Annotated in this window: 16 protein-coding genes and 1 pseudogene; 11 read left to right on the top strand and 6 right to left on the bottom strand. The window is 55.3% G+C overall.

Annotated features, from left to right (window positions below; genetic code table 11):
• The first annotated feature begins 31 nt into the window (after positions 1-31).
• Positions 32-730 carry a response regulator transcription factor gene (locus B9Z44_RS00835; RefSeq protein WP_108401430.1) on the top strand — a complete coding sequence of 233 codons (699 nt, stop codon included), beginning with the start codon at positions 32-34 and terminating at the stop codon, positions 728-730.
• Here the strand turns inward: B9Z44_RS00835 and B9Z44_RS00840 are convergent.
• Positions 697-1,218 carry a disulfide bond formation protein B gene (locus B9Z44_RS00840; RefSeq protein WP_233246863.1) on the bottom strand — a complete coding sequence of 174 codons (522 nt, stop codon included), beginning with the start codon at positions 1,216-1,218 and terminating at the stop codon, positions 697-699. The genes B9Z44_RS00835 and B9Z44_RS00840 overlap by 34 nt on opposite strands.
• A gap of 88 nt (positions 1,219-1,306) precedes the next feature.
• On the opposite strand from B9Z44_RS00840, the pseudogene B9Z44_RS15240 reads away from it, so the two are divergent.
• The 6 genes and pseudogenes from B9Z44_RS15240 to B9Z44_RS00865 all read left to right on the top strand — a co-directional run.
• Positions 1,307-1,789: pseudogene (locus tag B9Z44_RS15240) on the top strand (cysteine dioxygenase family protein); the annotation flags it as partial.
• Between the two features lie 69 nt (positions 1,790-1,858).
• Positions 1,859-3,520 (top strand): rhodanese homology domain-containing protein, encoded by a 1,662-nt coding sequence (locus B9Z44_RS00845; protein WP_170108508.1) that lies wholly within the window; start codon positions 1,859-1,861, stop codon positions 3,518-3,520.
• A gap of 56 nt (positions 3,521-3,576) precedes the next feature.
• A complete protein-coding gene (locus tag B9Z44_RS00850) occupies positions 3,577-3,849 on the top strand; it encodes an oxidative damage protection protein (protein WP_104797267.1) in 273 nt (90 codons plus the stop codon).
• A 6-nt stretch (positions 3,850-3,855) separates the two neighbouring features.
• Positions 3,856-5,526, top strand: coding sequence for an FAD-dependent oxidoreductase (locus B9Z44_RS00855; RefSeq protein WP_108401432.1), 1,671 nt, complete (start codon positions 3,856-3,858; stop codon positions 5,524-5,526).
• On the top strand, positions 5,523-6,872 hold the full coding sequence (chrA, locus tag B9Z44_RS00860) for a chromate efflux transporter (protein WP_108401433.1): 1,350 nt from the start codon (positions 5,523-5,525) through the stop codon (positions 6,870-6,872). Before B9Z44_RS00855 ends, chrA begins: the two co-directional genes overlap by 4 nt.
• A gap of 16 nt (positions 6,873-6,888) precedes the next feature.
• Positions 6,889-8,220: a leucine-rich repeat-containing protein kinase family protein gene (locus B9Z44_RS00865; protein WP_108401434.1), complete on the top strand. Its 1,332-nt coding sequence runs from the start codon at positions 6,889-6,891 to the stop codon at positions 8,218-8,220.
• Between the two features lie 13 nt (positions 8,221-8,233).
• Here the strand turns inward: B9Z44_RS00865 and B9Z44_RS00870 are convergent, their stop codons facing one another.
• A complete protein-coding gene (locus B9Z44_RS00870; RefSeq protein WP_108401435.1) occupies positions 8,234-10,144 on the bottom strand; it encodes a PhoX family protein in 1,911 nt (636 codons plus the stop codon).
• Positions 10,145-10,240: 96 nt separating this feature from the next.
• Between B9Z44_RS00870 and ppx the strand changes: the two genes are divergently transcribed.
• Together ppx and B9Z44_RS15435 are read left to right on the top strand one after the other, a co-directional pair.
• Complete coding sequence (gene ppx, locus B9Z44_RS00875) at positions 10,241-11,749, top strand: exopolyphosphatase (protein WP_108401436.1); 1,509 nt, start codon at positions 10,241-10,243, stop codon at positions 11,747-11,749.
• A 73-nt stretch (positions 11,750-11,822) separates the two neighbouring features.
• Positions 11,823-12,278, top strand: coding sequence for a hypothetical protein (locus B9Z44_RS15435; protein WP_108401437.1), 456 nt, complete (start codon positions 11,823-11,825; stop codon positions 12,276-12,278).
• Here the strand turns inward: B9Z44_RS15435 and B9Z44_RS00885 are convergent.
• Both B9Z44_RS00885 and ppk1 read right to left on the bottom strand, forming a co-directional pair.
• Complete coding sequence (locus B9Z44_RS00885; protein ID WP_108358906.1) at positions 12,247-12,747, bottom strand: SixA phosphatase family protein; 501 nt, start codon at positions 12,745-12,747, stop codon at positions 12,247-12,249. The two genes, B9Z44_RS15435 and B9Z44_RS00885, sit on opposite strands and share 32 nt — an antisense overlap.
• Before the next feature lie 22 nt (positions 12,748-12,769).
• Complete coding sequence (ppk1, locus tag B9Z44_RS00890; RefSeq protein ID WP_108401438.1) at positions 12,770-14,899, bottom strand: polyphosphate kinase 1; 2,130 nt, start codon at positions 14,897-14,899, stop codon at positions 12,770-12,772.
• 124 nt (positions 14,900-15,023) lie between these two features.
• Here ppk1 and B9Z44_RS00895 point away from each other — a divergent pair, with 124 nt between their 5' ends.
• Positions 15,024-16,256, top strand: a complete 1,233-nt coding sequence (locus B9Z44_RS00895) for an MgtC/SapB family protein (RefSeq protein WP_108401439.1) — start codon at positions 15,024-15,026, stop codon at positions 16,254-16,256.
• Positions 16,257-16,259: 3 nt separating this feature from the next.
• Here the strand turns inward: B9Z44_RS00895 and asd are convergent, their stop codons facing one another.
• A complete protein-coding gene (gene asd / locus B9Z44_RS00900) occupies positions 16,260-17,039 on the bottom strand; it encodes an archaetidylserine decarboxylase (RefSeq protein WP_245912733.1) in 780 nt (259 codons plus the stop codon).
• A gap of 152 nt (positions 17,040-17,191) precedes the next feature.
• On the opposite strand from asd, the gene B9Z44_RS00905 reads away from it, so the two are divergent.
• Positions 17,192-18,823, top strand: a complete 1,632-nt coding sequence (locus B9Z44_RS00905; protein WP_245912734.1) for an aminotransferase class III-fold pyridoxal phosphate-dependent enzyme — start codon at positions 17,192-17,194, stop codon at positions 18,821-18,823.
• 55 nt (positions 18,824-18,878) lie between these two features.
• Here the strand turns inward: B9Z44_RS00905 and B9Z44_RS00910 are convergent, their stop codons facing one another.
• Positions 18,879-19,487 (bottom strand): hypothetical protein, encoded by a 609-nt coding sequence (locus B9Z44_RS00910; protein WP_108401441.1) that lies wholly within the window; start codon positions 19,485-19,487, stop codon positions 18,879-18,881.
• Positions 19,488-19,619: the final 132 nt, after the last annotated feature.

The following is a 19,619-nucleotide window of genomic DNA, read 5'->3' on the forward strand; positions in this document are numbered from 1 at the left end:
ACGAATGTGAAAGTCACAGAATCCTAGATCTATGCAAAACGTCGCGCTGAAAATATTGGTGATTGAAGACAACGATGAACTGCGCGAAGCCACGTTGGCTTTTCTGCAGAACCAAGGACATTTCGTGCGCGGCGTTCCACAAGCAGAAGACCTCAACGACGTGACCGGTGGTTTTCTGCCCGACGTCTATGTGATTGATCTGAACTTGCCAGACGAAGATGGCTTGAGTTTGACGCGACGGCTGAGAGCCTCACACCCGAATGTCGGCATCGTCATCACCACCGCACGCACACAAATTGGCGATAAGGTGATTGGCTATGAAAGTGGTGCCGATCTGTACCTCACCAAACCCGTGCATCCGCAAGAGTTAATGGCAGGTGTGGCTGCGGTGGGAAAACGACTGCGCACTATCAATCAACAACACCACCACACCATCACCCTCAACTTGTCGCGCATGCAGCTCAGCGGACCCGACGGTGATGTGGATTTAACAACCAGCGATGCTTTGATTCTGAGTGCGCTGACACGTGCGCCAGGTCAAAGCCTAGAACGTTGGCAAGTGGCCGAAATTGTGGCTTCAGGGAAAGACACCTTGCCATCTGCCGCCACGATTGAGATGCGCATGACCCGGTTACGCAAAAAGCTAGCTTCGATCGGAGCACCAAGACCCAGCATCAAAGCCTTGCACAAGGTGGGTTACACCTTGTGTGTGCCTGTGGTCATGCAGTGATGACGAATCACTGTGGCCAAAGCCAACAACCCCAACCCCACAAACGCCACAAACGACCAGTTGGCAATCGAGCCGCCTAAAAAGGTCCAGTCCACCTTGCTGCAATCGCCACCCCCTTTAAAGATCATGGGAATGGCACGTTGCAAGGGGAAAGTTTCGATCATGCCGTAGAAGTCGCGGCCACATGACACCACCTCGGGGGGGTACCACTGCAACCAAGTTTGGCGGGCCGCCACGTAGGCACCACTCCCCGCCAAGAGCACCAGCACGCTGCCGGCCATCAACGAGGCGGTACGACCCGACAAACCTGCCCCCAACAAGGCCACCAAACCCATCAGCACCATCACATAGCGCTGCACGATGCACATGGGGCAAGGCTCTAAACCCACCACATGTTGCAAATACATACCAAAGCTCAACAAACCCGCACACACCACGAAGATGAACAACCAAATGCGGCGAGGACTATCCAAAAGTTTTACAAGCACAACACTGTCTCCAAAGGGGCAAGATTCAATTGTCGCTGTGAAACAATCAGCACTGACGCGACCAGCGCACATTACACGATACAAAGCCATGACTTTACGCACGCCACAGCTCGCCGATACACACCGTTTACAAAAATTCGTCACTGACCTAGACGATTTGCTCGAAGGGACAACCGACGAAGCTGCCATTTTGGCGAGTGGCAAAACCCTGCTGGCCGAGCTGGTGGCCCAAGACGATTGGCTGCCTGACGCCTACGCCCAGCCCAACCCCGAGCGCTACCAACAGTTTTTGCTCTACGCCGATCCAGACGACCGCTTTTCGGTGGTGAGCTTTGTGTGGGGCCCTGGCCAAGCCACCCCCATCCACGACCACACCGTGTGGGGCTTGATTGGCATGTTGCGCGGCGCAGAGCTGTGCCAGCCGTTTGCCAAAAATGCACAAGGCCATTGGCAGCCCAGCGGCGAGCAAATCCGTTTAGAGCAAGGCCATGTCGAAGCCGTGTCACCCACCATTGGCGATGTGCACCGGGTGTGGAATGCATTCGCCGACCAAGCCTCCATCAGCATCCATGTCTACGGCGCCGATATTGGCAAGGTGAGCCGCCACGTGTTCCATGAAGACGGCACGGTGAAAGAATTTATTTCGGGCTACAGCAATGCCAAGACGGATGAACCAAAAGAGTTTCCCCTCACCGCAGGTGAGTTCCCATCCGCGGCATTTGCCCAAATTCGCGAAACCCTCTTGCAACGCCAAGAAATCGCCATCCTCGACGTGCGCGAGGAAGACCCATTCGCCCAATGCCACCCCCTGTTTGCAGCCAACTTGCCATTGGGCCGTATCGAAGCCGATGCTTGGACGCGCATCCCTCGCTTGGACACCTTCATCGTGGTGTACGGCACTGCGTTCAATGGCGACGACCTCGCCCTGCCCGCAGCCCGCACCTTGAAACGCATGGGCTACACCAACGTGCATCTGCTTGCCGGTGGCCTCCAAGGCTGGCAAGACGCAGGCGGCGAAGTGTTCCGCGATGTCAACGTGCCCAGCAAATCGTTTGGTGAGTTGGTCGAATCCAAGCGTCACACGCCGTCGCTCTCCGCGCAAGAAGTCAAAGCCCTCATCGATGCCAAAGCCAATGTGGTGGTGATGGACGCACGCCGTTTTGACGAGTACCAAACCATGAGCATTCCCAGCGGCATCAGCGTGCCTGGGGCTGAGCTGGTGTTACGTGCCCGCGCACTCGCGCCCAATGCCACCACGCGCATCATCGTGAACTGTGCGGGCCGCACGCGCAGCATCATTGGTACGCAGTCGCTCATCAACTCAGGCATTCCCAACCCCGTGAGCGCCCTGCGCAACGGCACGATTGGTTGGACCTTGGCAGGCCAAGAGCTGGTCAAAGGTGCGAGCGATCATTTCCCCGAGGTGGACGACGCCACCCGAGCCAAAGCCGCTGCCAGCGCATTTGCGGTGGCCATGCGCGCTGGTGTGAAACGCGTGCGTTTGGATGAGCTCAACACATGGTTGGCCGACCCCACACGGACCACGTATTTCTTTGATGTGCGCACACCCGAAGAATACGCAGCGGGCCATGTGGCCGGTGCACGCAGCGCCCCCGGCGGCCAGCTGGTGCAAGAGACCGACCACCAAGCTGCCGTGCGTGGCGCACGCATCGTGCTGTGCGACACCGATGGCACACGCGCCCACATGTCGGCCTCGTGGCTAGCCCAAATGGGTTGGGAGGTGTATGTGGTGTCAGGCCTCACGGCCGAAGACTTCACACACACCGACACACCGCCGTTGCCATTGCCAGATACACAAGGTCAAGTCACATCCGTCAACGTTGAACAAGTCAAAGCTTGGCTGGCCGACCGCAACAGCCACACCGTGGTGCTGGACTTCAGCACCAGCGCCCAATACATCCAAGGCCACATCCACAGCGCGTGGTGGGTGCTGCGCACGCAGCTCAAAGAATCGCTCGCGGCCGCTCACAAAGGCTACCGCTATGTGCTGACCTGCCAAAACGGCAGCGTGTCACGCTTTGCCGTGGCCGATGTCCAAGCGCTGGCCAAAGCAGGCGTGGACGTGGTGTGGCTGGAAGGCGGCAACGCCGCTTGGGTGGCCGCCGGTGGCAAGCTGCAAACAGGCGACCACCAAATCGCCGTTGAGCGCGTGGACCGCTACCGCCGCCCCTACGAGGGCACCAACAACCCCGTGGAAGCCATGCAGGGCTACCTCGACTGGGAGTTTGGTTTGGTTGAGCAGCTCGCCCGCGATGGCACACACCATTTCAGGGTGATTTAAATATTGCTACAGTCTTGCCTGAAGTTTTTAACCCTGATCACAGAAAAGCACATCACATGTCACGCACCGTTCAATGCATCAAACTCGGCACCGAAGCAGAGGGCCTCGACTTGCCACCGTACCCAGGCGAGCTGGGCAAGCGCATTTGGGAAAGCGTCAGCAAGCAAGCTTGGGCCGATTGGATCAAGCAACAAACCATGTTGGTGAACGAAAACCGTTTGAACTTGGCCGACCTGCGCGCCCGTGAATACCTGAAGCGTCAAATGGAAAAACATTTCTTTGGCGACGGCGCTGACGCCGTGCAAGGCTACGTGCCGCCGAGCGCATAAAACTGCGTGACGCGTCGCAACGCATGGCACGGCTGTAACAGCTGGTGCCACACCCAAGCCAGCTTTGACGAGCTGGCTTTTCTACGTCTGTGGCACGACTGGACCGCAGATGCTGCACGCCCCACGCACTTGCATGTGGTGGCACACACCGCACAGCCTTTGCAGGCAGATGCGTTGCTAACAACTGCCGCTGCACACACAGAGCTTCTTTCATTCGCACAACAACTGGCCGAACAATGCTGGGGCTTGCTGCCTGGCATACATCGCTTGCGGTTTGCGCTGAATGGCGATGCACGCCGCCACACGACTGAGACATCACAGAATTCGCACAGCCATGCCCGCCTTTCGCTCACGCTGTGCGTGGGTCAACACAAAGACTGGCCCGAGTTTGCCGACGTGCTACGCGCACACCCCATGGGCCTGTGCACCCCACCTGTCGATGCCCCCGCTTTGAACGAGCGCACCGTCACCATCATTGGTGCAGGCATTGCAGGCGCAGGCACAGCACGCGCACTGGCCGAACGCGGCTGGCAAGTGACGGTGCTGGATGCAGGGGATGCGCCTGCTGCGGGTGCATCGGGCTTGCCCGTGGGCGTGGTCGCGCCACACACCTCGCACGACGACAGTGGTGTGTCACGTCTCTCGCGTGCAGGCTTGCGACTCATGGAACAAACCATGCGCTTGTTGCTGACCGAAGGTGTGGATTGGGGTTGCACCGGCGTGCGTGAACGCCGCCTGCCCGGCAAAACCCGACGCGGCGGTGTGCCACTGAGCTGGCTCCACGAACACGCACATACCGCGAACGACTGGACACACAAAGCACCACCGCCCGCCCCCGATGACGCGTATTGGCACCCACACGGCGCGTGGCTCAGGCCTGCGCAATTGGTGCGTGCGTTGTTAGCTCATCCCAACATTCGTTGGCAAGGCCACGCGAAAGTGGATGCACTCAAGTGCATCACGCACGAGAAGCACGAGGCTTCCAACGCACCAACACCGCAGACCACAAATCCCGCTCACCTTGCAAACACAAGCGCATCAAAGTGGCAAGTTCTGCAAGGTAACAAAGTCTTAGTCGAGTCATCGCGCGTGGTGTTAGCAGCAGGCCCTGGCTCTGCGGCTCTCATTGCCACCGCCACTGAGGACGGCAGCGCACCGCGCATCAACCCGCTACGCGGACAGGTGTCTTGGGGCTTGATGGCCGATGTACCTGCGGGTACGTACATGCCTGCCACACCTGTGAACGGCAATGGCAGCTTTGTGCACAACATCACCTCGCCCGACGGACCCGCTTGGTACACCGGCGCCACCTACGACCGCATCAACGGCGATGCGCGCTTGCTGGACGCCGACCATGCCGAGAACTTAGAACGCTTGCAGGCTTTAGAGCCAGACACCGCTGCCGCACTCGCCCCCTTGTTTGCCACCGTGGGCACAGACGCCCCACGCGTACACGGTTGGGCCGGTGTGCGCTGCGGCGTGCACGACCGCTTGCCCATGACAGGACGCGTGCCCAACACACCCGAGGGCTTGTACATGAATGCGGCCATGGGCTCGCGCGGTTTGACACTGGGTTTGCTGTGCAGTGAACTGCTGGCTACACAATGGCATGGCGAGCCTTTGCCCATCGAAGCACGATTGGCCAAGTTTTTAGATGCCACGCGGTTCAATAAATGACTCACACCTCACACGATCACACAGCCCCTGCCCCTGTCAGCCTGGCCAGCGCCTTTTGGTTTTGGCTCAAGCTAGGCTTCATCAGCTTTGGTGGACCTGCGGGGCAAATTGCCATCCTGCATCAAGAGCTGGTGGAACGCCGCCGTTGGTTGTCTGAGCGACGCTTCTTGCACGCACTCAACTACTGCATGGTGTTGCCTGGGCCTGAAGCACAACAGTTGGTCACGTACATCGGCTGGCTCATGCACAAGCGTTGGGGCGGCGTGGTGGCGGGAGCGTTGTTTGTGTTGCCGTCGTTGGGCATCCTCATTGCGCTGTCGTGGGTGTACATCGCGTTTGGCGATGTGCCTTGGGTGGCCGGTTTGTTCTTTGGCATCAAGCCTGCGATCACGGCCATCGTGGTGCAAGCGGCCCATCGCATTGGTTCGCGTGCGCTGAAGAACAACGTGTTGTGGGCCATCGCTGCGGCATCATTTGTGGCCATCTTTGCACTCGATGTGCCCTTTCCGTTCATCGTGGGTGTGGCGGCTGCCGTGGGCTATGTGGGTGGCCGCGTGTCGCCTCACACCTTTCAAACCGGCGGTGGGCATGGTGCCTCCAACGCTTCGTATGGCCCTGCCTTGATTGACGACCACACGCCCACACCGGCACATGCGCATTTCAGCTACGCAGGTTTGGTCCAAGTATTGTTGGCCGGTGCCGTGTTGTGGGCCGTGCCCATGGGCGTGCTGTGTGCGGTGTTTGGTTGGGACCACAGCTTCACGCAAATGGGTTGGTTCTTCACCAAAGCGGCCTTGCTCACTTTTGGTGGCGCGTATGCCGTACTGCCCTATGTGTACCAAGGTGCGGTCGGTCAGTTTGGCTGGGTCACACCCACACAAATGATGGACGGCTTGGCCTTGGGCGAAACCACACCCGGTCCGCTCATCATGGTGGTGGCGTTTGTGGCGTTCATCGGTGGTTATGTCAAAGCGCTGCTGGGGCCTGAGAGTTTGTTCGCTGCAGGTGCCTTGGCCGCTTGCCTCGTGACGTGGTTCACGTTCTTGCCCTCGTTCATTTTCATCTTGGCGGGCGGCCCCTTGGTCGAGAGCACGCACCGTAACCTCAAATTCACCGCCCCCCTCACCGCCATCACTGCGGCGGTGGTCGGCGTTGTGCTCAACCTCGCTTTGTTCTTTGGCTACCACCTGTTGTGGCCCGAAGGTTTTGCAGGTGCGTTTGATGTGCGCTCGGCACTCATTGCCATCGCGGCAGCAGTGGCCTTGTTCAAATACAAACGCGGCGTGATGGAAGTCATCACCCTGTGTGCCTTGGTGGGTTTGGCCATCAAGCTCATTCCGCTTTAACTCCTTGCGCTGAAGCATGCACACCCTTGAACAACTGCGTCGTGGCGAACTGGCTGGCATCGAACGCTTGCAACTGCGCTGCGGCTTGACCGAGTTTCCACGCGAAATTTTTGAATTGGCTGATTCGCTGGAAATCTTAGATTTATCGGGCAACCAACTGAGCGCCCTGCCCGATGACCTGCCACGCTTGCACAAGCTACGCGTGATTTTTTGCTCGGACAACCCGTTCACCGAATTGCCCGAAGTGCTGGGCCAATGTCAGCAGCTCAGCATGGTGGGCTTCAAAGCCAACCGCATCGCGCATGTCTCGCCCAAGGCTTTGCCTCCGATGTTGCGCTGGCTCATTCTCACGGACAACGCACTCACTGAATTTCCCGCTGAAATTGGGCAATGCACGAAGATGCAAAAGCTCGCACTGGCTGGCAATCATCTACGTCGCCTGCCACCAGAGCTGGCGAAGTGCAGCCGCTTAGAACTCCTTCGCATATCAGCCAATGCGTTGACTGAATTTCCCAGCTGGCTGCTCAACATGCCACGCTTGACTTGGCTGGCCTACGCAAGCAACCCATTCTGCGAACATTTGGAATCTGCGGCGATAGCCAATGCGCCCATGCAGCACATCGCGTGGTCTCAGCTACAACTGCAACACCAACTGGGTGAAGGCGCGTCTGGTGTGATTCACCAAGCCACTCTGCGGACTCGCGAAGGTGAACAAGCCGTAGCGGTGAAGCTATTCAAAGGTGCCGTCACCAGCGATGGCTTGCCTGACTGCGAAATGGCGGCCTGCATGCACGCAGGCGCGCATCCGCATTTGGTGTCGGCCATGGCGCGCGTGGTCGAACATCCAGACGACAAACAAGCCTTGGTCATGCCGCTGATCCCGCCCGAATTTGGCAACTTGGCAGACCCTCCCAGCTTAGAGAGTTGCACGCGTGATGTGTACCCCACCCACCCACGTTTTGGCTGGCCCGCCACACTGCGCATGGCCATTGGCATGGCATCCGTCACGCAGCACTTGCACGCACGCGGCATCTTGCATGGCGACTTGTACGCGCACAACATCTTGCACACGTCTGAAGGCAATGCCCTTTTGAGCGACTTTGGCGCTGCGGCATTTTTTGATGCGGACGATGCTGCACTTGCGCAGGGTTTGGAAAAACTCGAAGTACGTGCTCTGGGTTGTTTGCTGGAAGAACTGACGATGCAGTGTGACGCCGCGTCCGCTCATTCACAGACCCGCCAACTTCAAGCCTTGGCCCAACTCGCGCAACGGTGCTTGCATGACACACCATCCCAGCGCCCTAGCTTGGCGCAGGTGTGCGCCGAGCTAGCGGCCTTGAGCCACTGAAACGCTTAAATCTTTAAGCGCCCACCACGCCACCATCGCGGCGTGAGATGGCGATGATGGATGAACGCGGCACGGCATCGCCCCCTTGTGGAAAGTGCGAAGCTGCCAACTTTTCACCTGGGTGTTGAATACCCACAAACATCGTCTTATGGTCAGGCGTGAACGCCATGCCAGTGATTTCACATGCGACTGGCCCGACCAAGAAACGTTTGATGTCGCCTGTCACAGGGTTGGCACACAACATTTGGTTGTTCCCCATGCCTGCGAAATCTTTGGCGTTGCTGTAGTCGCCATCGGTTTGAATCCACAAGCGGCCATCGCGGTCAAAGGCCAAACCGTCAGGGCTGTTGAACATGTTGTCGGGCGTGATGTTGGCCGAGCCTGCATAGGCGTCTTTGTGCAGTGTGGGGTTGCCTGCCAACGCAAAGATGTCCCATGTGAATTGGTTGGCCGTGTGGTCATTGCCTTTAGGTGTCCAACGCACGATTTGGCCGTACACGTTTTTGGCGCGTGGGTTGGGACCGTTCACCGCTTGGTTTGGCTTGGTGCCGCGGTCGCTGTTGTTGGTGAGGGTCACATACACCTGCGCTTGTGTGGGGTGCGCCGCAATCCACTCGGGGCGGTCCATGGTGGTGGCGCCCACCACCGTGGCAGCCAAACGTGTGTGTACCAGCACTTCAGCTTGGTCTTTGAAACCCGCCTCTGCGGTCAAGCCATTTTTGCCATGGGTCAGTTCCAGCCATTCACCATCGCCTTGGGCTTTGCCGTCCACCGTGGTGAAGCGCGCCACATACAAGGTGCCCTCGTCCAGCAAATCGCGATTGGCTTTTGGATTCTTGGCATCGAACTTTTTAGCAGACACAAATTTGTAAATGTGCTCGCCCTTTTCGTCGTCGCCCATGTAGACCACCACATGGCCGTCGGCGTTCACCACCACCTCAGCGTTCTCGTGTTTGATACGGCCCAAGGCCGTGCGCTTGATGGGCGTGCTGGTGGGGTCCATCGGGTCAATCTCGACCACCCAGCCAAAACGGTTGGGTTCGTTGGGATTCTTGGCTAAATCGAATCGACCATCGAAGGGGTGCCAGTTCAGGCCCGCACCTTTGGCACTGATGCCGTAGCGTTTGAAAGCGGCGTTCTCAGCCACATTCTGGGGCAGGCTCTCGGCGGTGCCAAAGTAGCCGTTGAAGTTTTCTTCGCAAGTCAAGTACGTGCCCCATGGCGTGCGGCCATTGGCGCAGTTGTTGAACGTGCCCAAGGCCACGGTGCCTGTGGGGTCGGCTTGGGTTTTCAACAAAGCGCTGCCTGCGGCGGGGCCGCTCAAACGCATGTCGGTGTTAGTCGTGATACGACGGTTCAAGCGGGCCTGGGGTTGCAGCTTCCACACGCCCCCCATGCGACGCACTTCAAACACGCTCACGCCATGGGCAGCTTGTGCTTTGCGGGTGTCTTCGATGCTGTTGCAACGGCCGTTGACAAACAGGTATTCGTAATTGGCGTATTCGTTGTTGACGGCAATCACACCGTGGTCAGCGCCCAAGCTGAAAAAGCTCATGCCATCGTTGTTGTCGCCGATGGACAAACCTTGGCTGATGGCTGTGCCGCGCGTGGCGGGGTCAAACGCAGTGCCACCAGGCAGGATGGCATCGCCCCACGAAGCCAACACGCGCCACTGGTAGCCTGCAGGCACGGTGATGGTGTCCAAAGAATTGGCGGCAATGGGTGTGAAGCCAATGCGTAGGCCAGCGTTCGCGCTTGCGGGGGCCGCGTGCGCCAAACCTTGACCGCCCAAGAACAAACCCACTCCCGCCCCTGCTGCGCCCAGCAATTGGCGACGGCTCAACAGGGTGTTCACCATGTGGCTGAAATCAGTGTCCTCCGGACGTGGATGGTTGCGTTGGTCGTTTTCGTCAAAGGTATTCATAGCAGCCTCAATGAAATAAGTGACGCAAACTTTAAGCGCAATTCATGACAAAGCAATGACATAAGATTGTCATGAATAAACGGTAATATTGTTTTCATGAAACACGGCACACTCCTCGCAGCGATTGATTTAGGCTCCAACAGCTTCCGTCTCGAAATTGGTCGCTATGACCACGGTCAAATTCAGCGTGTGGCCTACCTCAAAGAAACGGTGCGTCAAGGCAATGGCTTAGACGACGACCGTAACCTCACCGAAGAAGCCATGCAGCGCGGTTGGGACTGTTTGGCACGATTCGCAGAGCGGTTGGCTGGGTTCAAAAAATCACAGGTCCGCGCTGTGGCGACACAGACGTTGCGCGAAGCCAAAAACCGTGAAGCGTTTTTGATGAAGGGCTGTGAAATTTTGGGCTTCCCCATCGAAGTCATCGCAGGTCCCGAAGAAGCACGCCTGATTTACCAAGGCGTCGCCCACATGCTGCCAAGCGACAACGAACGTCGATTGGTGATTGACATTGGCGGACGCTCCACCGAGCTGGTGCTAGGCCAAGGCTTAGACGCTAGAGAAACTGCCTCGTTCCGAGTGGGCAGCGTGGCATGGTCGATGACGTATTTCCCTACGGGCGAGTTCACAGAACAAGCGTTTTACCGCGCTGAAATTGCCGCACAAGCTGTGCTTGAAGAAGCCATCTCCGCGTACCCACGTGACCAATGGCAAAAAGCCTACGGTGCATCAGGCACGGTAGGTGCGGTGGCCGACATCTTGGCTTTGTCTGGTTTCCCTGAAGGCGAAATCAGCTTAGAAGGTTTGGATTGGTTGGTGAAGTGCTTGGTTCGCGCAGGCCAAGCCAGCAAAGTTCAACTCGAAGGTCTGAAAGACGACCGCCGCGCCGTGATTGGTGGTGGCGTGAGTGTCTTGCGCGCTTTGATGACGCTGCTGCAAATCACAAAGCTGCATGTGGCACAAGGTGCCTTGCGCCATGGCGTGTTGTTTGAAATGGTGGAACGCGAAGATCACAACACAGACACGCGCGATTTGTCGATTCAACGGTTGGCTGTGAAATTCTCAGTCGATACCACCCAAGGCCAGCGCGTGGGTCGTGTGGCCGTGCACCTGTTGCAGTTCATGTACCCCAAGCTGAGCAGCGATGAAGCCACGCACATGGAACGACGGTGCCGCAAACTGAGCTGGGCTGCTCAGCTGCACGAGGTAGGTGTTGCGATTTCTCATAGCGACTACCACAAGCATGGCGCTTACATCCTAGACAACGCTGACCTTTTGGGCTTTAGCATGCCCGAGCTTCACCGATTGGGCTTGTTGGTTTTGGGCCAACGCGGCAAGCTCAAAAAATTAGAAGCCGAACTGGAAGAAACCGAATTTGCCAAACTGCTGATGGCCTTGCGCCTAAGCCTGATTCTTTGCCACGCGCGCAAAGACCCCGAACACCAAATATTGAAGCTGCACTGCGATGATCACAAGCAACGCATCACCCTGACCGCTTCTGATGCATGGGTCAATGACTATCCGCAATCGACGCACTTACTGAAACAAGAAAGCGCCTCATGGCAAAAAACACCTTGGGCATTTGAGTTTGTGACAAACAAGTGACATATGTGACACTTGGTGCATTTAATTAAACCGTATAAACTGTTTACTTCATTAATTTTGAAGGAATCTACAAGTGAACACCACTGCTCAAAAAGCCCTCGTTCAAGCTGCCGTTAAAGCACCAACAGTCAAAACTCCAGCAGCCAAAAAACCTGTTGTGAAAAAAACCGCCACGAAAAAAGCTGCCGTTAAAAAACCAGTTGTGAAAAAAGCAACGACAAAAACTGCAGTTAAAAAAGCCCCCATCAAGACAGCCGCACCAAAGCCCGTGAAAGCCGTCAAAGTGGTGAAACCAGCCAAAGTCAAAAAACCAAAATTGGTACGCGACAGCTTCACCATTCCTAAAGACGAATACGTGGTCATCGACAGCCTGAAAGTTCGCGCAGGCAAACTCGGTCAAGCTGTGAAGAAAAGCGAATTGCTGCGCGCTGGCGTCAAAGCCCTCGCCGCCATGAGCGACATTCAGTTCAAAGCAGCATTGAGCAATGTACCGACCATCAAGACCGGTCGTCCCAAGAACTCGAAGTAAGTTCAGGACATGCGACGGTCAGCAACACCGTTTGGGGTTGACCGTCGCGTAGGCGGGTGCGCAACCACCACACGCCGCCCTTGCGCACAGGGCATGTGTGCTCTTGCATGCCCAGCAGCTTGGCCACCAGCTCGCCCAAATAAGGTTGATGCCCCACCAACAAGACAGGCCCCTTGAGTTGCGGCCCAGTTTCGGGGTGCCACTTCAAAAGGTGCAGCACATCCTCCACGGATGTTTCAGGCACCAATTCATCGCGCAATTTAAATTTACGACCCAAGGGTGCAACAGTTTGTTGCGTGCGCCGTGAGGGACTGACCAACACCCGCGTGCCTTCAGGCAAATGACGGTCTAGCCAAGCTGCCATACGCATGGCTTGACGCTCGCCTTTCTTGGTGAGTGAGCGCGACAAGTCGTCACCGCCCTCAGGGGCAACTTCTGCTTCTGCATGACGCCACAAAATCAAATCCATGGTTTGCCCTTCGTTGACGGTCTCACGATTTGGCGGCATACAGCGCCATCAGCGCGGCTTGCGCGCCATGCAATGGCACAGGTGTTATCGGTTGCGCCGCCTTGATGGATGTACGTTTGGGCTTGATGGGTTGCACACGCGTGTACTGCCCGTCGGCATTCAAGCTCCATGCGTCCACGTTGTCGTGCAGGTAAGCCACCAAGCACTCATCAATCACACGTTGGCGCAAGGCAGCATCTTCCACAGGCCATGCCAATTCGACACGGCGAAGCATGTTGCGGTTCATCCAATCGGCGCTCGACAAATACAAAGACTCATCATGACCTGTGCGGAAATAAAACACACGTGAATGCTCTAAAAAGCGACCAATGATGGAGCGCACACGGATGTTGTCGGTCACACCCGGACGCTGCGCGGGCAACATGCACGCACCGCGAATGATCAAATCAATCTGCACGCCGGCCTGCCCAGCATGCACCAGCGCCTCCATCAGCTTTTCATCAGTGAGCGTGTTCATCTTCAAGATGATGCGGCTGGCCACACCTTGTGCAGCGGCTTGTGCTGTTTTCTCTACCTTGTCGATCAAGCTGCGTTGTAGCTGGAACGGTGCAATCATCAGCTTGTTCAAGCGTGGAATCTTGCTTTGGTTCGCCAGCAGGTTAAACACGCTCTCCACATCTTGTGTGAGCTTGGGGTCACAGGTGATGTGGCTCAAGTCGGTGTAGAGCTTGGCTGTGCGTGGGTTGTAGTTGCCCGTGGACAAATGCGCATAGCGACGAATGCTGCGGCCTTCGCGACGCGTGACCAGCAGCATCTTGGCGTGAGTCTTCAAACCCACCACCCCGTACACCACTTGTGCACCGATGTATTCCAGCTTCTCGGCCCAGTTGATGTTGGCCTCTTCGTCAAAGCGTGCTTTGAGTTCCACCACCACTGTCACTTCTTTGCCGCGTTGCACCGCCTCTCGCAGCAACTCCATCAGCACCGAATCAGCGCCCGTGCGGTAAATGGTTTGCTTGATGGCTAACACATTGGGGTCGCGCACGGCTTCGCGTAAGAACGCCAACACGCCATCAAAGCTTTCGTAAGGCTGGTGAATCATCACATCACCACTTTGCAAGCGCTCAAAGAGAGACCCATTGGTCACCATCTGTTGCGGATAGCTGGCGGTGTAACGCGGAAACAACCATTTGGGGTTGTCCACCAAATCAATCAGCTGATTCAAACGCACCAAGTTCACAGGGCCATGCACGCGGTACAGCGCCGAGTGCGGCAACTCAAACTGATGCAACAAGAATTCAGACAAATACTCTGAGCAACCCGACGACACCTCCAAGCGCACAGCCTGCCCGTAATTGCGATGCACCAGGCCTTTGCGCAGCGCGGTGCGCAGGTTTTTCACATCTTCTTCGTCCACGGACAAATCCGAATGGCGCGTGACACGGAACTGTGAAAACTGCCCCACATCGCGGCCCGGAAACAGGTCTTTCAAATGCGCACGAATCACACTGGAAATGGACACAAACAACTGACGCTTGCCACAGAGCTTCTCAGGCAAAGCAATCAAACGCGGCAAACTGCGTGGCACTTTGACAATCGCAATTTCGTTGTCACGACCAAACGCATCTTTGCCTGACAAGCGCACGATGAAGTTGAGCGACTTGTTGGCCACTTGTGGGAACGGGTGTGCTGGGTCTAAGCCCACAGGCAGCAGCAAGGGACGCACTTCACGTTCAAAAAAAGACTTCACCCATTGGTGCTGCGTCAAAGTTCGATCGCCGTGCGACAAGATACGCACGCCCTCTTTGGCAAACGCAGGCGTGAGCACATCGTTGTACAACGCGTATTGCTCTTCGACCAAGGCATGGGCCACTTTGCTGAGCGAGTGCTGCGCGTGTGTACCTGCGGCATCCAGCGGTGCCTTGGGATGCTCCACGCTGCTGTGCAGCGCGGCGCGGACTTCAAAAAACTCATCCAGGTTAGACGACACAATGCACAGGTAACGCAAACGCTCTAACAGCGGCACCTCTGCGCGTTTGGCCCAATCGAGCACGCGCGCGTTGAAGGCGAGCAAACTCAAATCACGGTCCAGCCATTCAACCTTTGAATTTCTTTGTGTATGCGGCTCTTTGCCAGTTGCGACTGTCGTCATTTTTTCACCTGTTTTACAGATATTGAGTGTGACGATTTATCGTGACAAATATGTGACATTTGTGACGGTTGCATTTAATTCACATACATATTTTCAAAAAACCGTGACTCACTAAGATACGCAGATGAATTGGAATACATCACTCATTGGTCTGCTGACAGCCTTAGGCATTGGCATGCTCATTGGCACGGTTCGTGAACGTTTACACAAACCTGGCGTGATGAAAGCAGGTGTACGCACACATGCGATCGTAGGTTTATTGGGCTCACTCACCTTCAGCATTGGGCCATCTACTTTTGTCACCACCTTGCTCATCACAGGCGTGTTGATTGCCATTGGTTACCGGCATTCGGCACAACAAGACCCAGGCATGACCGGTGAATTTGCTTTGCTTTTAACTTTGGTTCTTTCGGGTCTTGCCATGCAAGACGCCTCTTTATCTGCAGCCATCGGCGTCGTTGTCGCATGTTTGCTATTTGTCAAAAAGCCATTGCGACGGTTTAGCCAAGAGATATTGACTGAACATGAATTAGAGGATGCGCTGATGCTGTGCGCTTCCACCTTGGTGGTTTTGCCTCTTTTACCAACCACAGCGATTGACCCGTGGCATGCACTCAATCCTTACGCCATGTGGAAGATTGTTGTGTTGATCATGGGCGTTGGCATCGTGGCTCACGTTTGTATGCGTGCATCGGGTGTGCGCTGGGGCTTGCCATTGGCTGGCTTTTTCAGTGGTTTCATTTCTTCCACCGTTGCGGTCGCAACCTATGCAAGAAAAGCACATGAAAAACCTGAACTCGAATCAATGGCTAGCGCCGCCGCATTGCTGTCAACCCTCTCCTCGCTCATCTTGTTCACGATGGTGCTTGCAACAAGCAGCCCAGAGTTGATGCTGTCCGTCAAGTGGCCGCTCATCTCAGCAGGCCTTGCTTTATTGATCTGTGCAATTTATTTCATACAACAAACAGACACGAAAGAAAGCCTTTTACTCCCATCAACACACCATGCCTTCAAAGCATCGCACGCGTTGATCATTGCGCTCACCATCAGCGCAGTCACACTCTGTTCTGCTTGGCTCAGAAATCTCGTGGGTGATTCAGGCACATTTGCAGCATCAGTCTTTGTGGGATTGGTCGAAATTCACGCTGCCGCTGTGAGCATTGCGCAACTCAGCCAACAGGACCCCATTCAATCTGCTTATGCCCGGTGGGGCGTCATCGCTATCTTGGCATCAAGCGCCCTGTCCAAACTATTTTTATCGTATGCCAGCGGTAGTCGAGGCTATGGCCATCGCATGGCTTCTGGTTTGGGCATGATGCTCATCTCAGCCACTGCCGCCATGCTGATGCTTGAATAACACTCAAAGCCTTTTGAGCAAACACTCCCCCATGCGAATTCGCTTGCCACTCTCAATGCCATCGGCCAATCCAAAACTTGGCGGCACAAACACCAAGATGGTCGAGCCGTGTTCAAACCACCCCATCTCCTGCCCTTTGACATAACTCGCATCGCAGGGGATTTCATTGGGGCCTTTGTAACGAAGGTTCAACAGTACATCCACAGCGTGAAACCGCATGCTTGCCACCAACACCGCAGCCACAGGCACGATCAAAAACGGCATGCCTTGGGTGGTTTTCATTTGCAACACGGCACGCTCGTTTTTACAAAACAACTCTTTCACACGCGTCAATGCAATGGGGTTCACGTTCCATGTATCGCCTGAGATGTAGGTCACATGATTCAAATCTGCATCGCAAGGCGCATGGAAGCGGTGGTACATGCTGCTGGTCAAACGCAGAGTGACAAATGTGCCGCCCTCTAACAAGCTGGGCCAGCGTTGCACCAATTCCATAGAACCCAACAAGCTGTCCAAGGTGTACGGGAAGCCCTTGGCTTGAAACACCGTGCCATCCCGAATTTCGCCACATGCCCCCACGATGCAGTCGCAAGGCGAAGTCATCACAGCAGGGTCAGCATTGATGGGGCGCAAACCTGGTCGTAGTTCACGTGTGAAGCATTCGTGAACGCTGGCAAATGTTTGTTGCCTTGACTCACTCAAATCCAAATCGGTGAACCAGCGCCACACCGCGATAGAGCCTTTGACAACCCATGGATGGCGCAGCTGGCTCCACCACCCCATGAATCGCGTCAAAGTGATACGCGGTATACGGTTTGTGAGTAAAAAATTGAGGTCCTCTTGCAGGAGAAAATTTTGCAATTGATGTCGAATCTTCATCGTCTTGTCACTTAATTTAAATACAAAGGTAGATCTCTTACACAAGGAAATTGACTGTGAACACCACATGGATGAGCTTGGGCGTATTGGCGACATTGGCACCGTCTATCTATCGACGACTACAACTCTCACGCGCCAAGCACCGCTCGCTGGCAGGTCATTCACGCATGGCCAAACGTTTGGCTCGCCTGTTGCCCGGCTACCATTTTGATGAACCAATGTTCTTTAAATGTGACAACGCGCCATTCGACGTACAAAATCTTCGTCGACAAGCTTTTTTCAAAATTGCCGAAGTGCTCAAAGCGCGTCACCCCTTGAGCATTCAAGCCACGGCAGCGGCTAGAGAGAGCATCTCGGACATGCAGTTCATCTCCGCTTACCGCGTACCCTTTCAGTTCAGCCCCTTGGTCCAAGAACATTTGAAGGTGGGGTCGTTTTTGCAATCAGCCACTGGCGTTTACGTGACCGATTTAGACGGTCAATCGTTTTACGACCTGACTGGCTCTTATGGCGTGAATGTGTTTGGTGCAGATTTTTATAAAAAGACGATGGCCGACGGCATGGCCAAAACACAAAGCTTGGGCCCCACGCTGGGTGCGTATCACCCGTGTGTTGCCAGCAACGCAGAGCGTCTCAAGAAAATTTCAGGCATGGATGAGGTGTCGTTTCACATGTCTGGTACTGAAGCTGTGATGCAGGCCGTGCGTTTGGCTCGCTACCACACGAAGCGTAAAAACTTGGTGCGCTTTTGTGGCGCTTATCACGGTTGGTGGGAAGACGTGCAACCAGGCCCTGGCAACCCCATGCCACCGCGCGAAACCTACACACTCAGTGACATGAGTGAACGCAGCTTAGACGTGATTCGTACACGCAAAGACATTGCCTGCGTGCTGGTGAACCCGCTGCAAGCCCTGCACCCCAACGCCAATGCACCGGGTGACACCACTTTGGTCGACGGCAGTCGCAAAGCGGCATATGACCGACAGGCTTACACCGCGTGGTTGCACAAACTACGTCAAGCGTGCACCGACAACGGCGTGGTGCTGATATTTGATGAAGTCTTCTTAGGCTTTCGTTTGGCCCCCGGTGGCGCACAAGAATATTTCGGCGTCAAAGCCGACATGGTGACTTACGGCAAAACACTGGGGGGCGGATTCCCTGTGGGTGTGGTGTGTGGCAAAAAAGAGTGGATGCACCGCTTCCATGCCGACCGCCCTGCGGATATTTGCTTTGCACGCGGCACCTTCAAAGAGCATCCCGTGGTGATGGGTGCCATGTCTGCTTTTTTAGACCAAATAGAAACACCTGAAATTCAAGCCGTGTACGAAGGTCTGGATGAACGCTGGAATTCTCGCGCGCAGCGGTTCAACAGCGTCATGCAAGCCAACGACATCCCGCTGCAAGCCGCGAATATGTCGAGTGTGTGGACCCTCTCTTACACACAACCGAGCCGCTACCACTGGATGCTGCAGTACTACCTGCGCATCCATGGCTTGGCATTGAGCTGGGTCGGCACAGGTCGTTTGATTTTCAGCCTGAACTACAGCGACGATGACTTTGAAACAGTGGTGCAACGCTTTGTCATGGCCGCCACGCAAATGAAAAACGATGGCTGGTGGTGGCATTCACCTGAACTGACCCACAAAAGCATCCGTCGCAGCATCTTGAAAGAAACCTTGTTTCGTTAAGAAAAAGGCGTTCAGGTGAAACACCTGAACGCCTTTCAATCTTCAATGGCGTATTTTATTGAGCTGAGTGCAAAAACGCTTCGTCAAAACGCTGACCACGCAACAGCTGCAAAGGTGCTTTGTGATACAGGTACACGTCGTGGAATGGGTCTGTGAGAATTTTGATCATCCACACCAAACCTGTTTGCACATCTTTGATGAAGCACAAGTGAATGGTGCGAAACAACAAACCACCCACACCCAAGGCCAACCACGAGTAGCCCACAGCTTCCGAAAACTCGACCCATGTTTCATGCGTAGGCACCACATCCAACATGCCAGGGAAGTAATAAATCACCAGCGGCAGCAACACCCAAATGCTGAGCAACACCACTTTACGGCGCAGGTTAAAGCCCACTTTGATTTCTTCTTTGAACTCGTTGCTGGCTTCGTTCACATGGTCATAGCCCAAGGGTTCAAAAAAGAAATGGCCCGATTGTCTCGCCACCATCGACACCAACCAAGCCAACAAAGCGGCCCAAGCGGGATTCACAAACAATAAAGCATACGAGATCAAAAAACAAATCGCACTGAGCAAATGCAAAGATTGATTGATGCGGCAGTGGTGGTAATAGCGATGGTCATCCCAACGCTGGATGCGCAAGGCTTCTAAAAAGTTTTTCACGTCTGATGGTCCTCATGTGTTTCAAGACTTAGCGATCATGAGCTTGTCATGTGAAAAAACAATGACAACAGATAAGAAATGCAGGTGAAATAAAAACATCAAAAACCTGTCATGTCATCAAGTTGTTAAATT

Origin of the sequence: Limnohabitans curvus (genome assembly GCF_003063475.1) — a bacterium.
In the GTDB taxonomy this organism is placed as follows: Bacteria; Pseudomonadota; Gammaproteobacteria; order Burkholderiales; family Burkholderiaceae_C; genus Limnohabitans; species Limnohabitans curvus.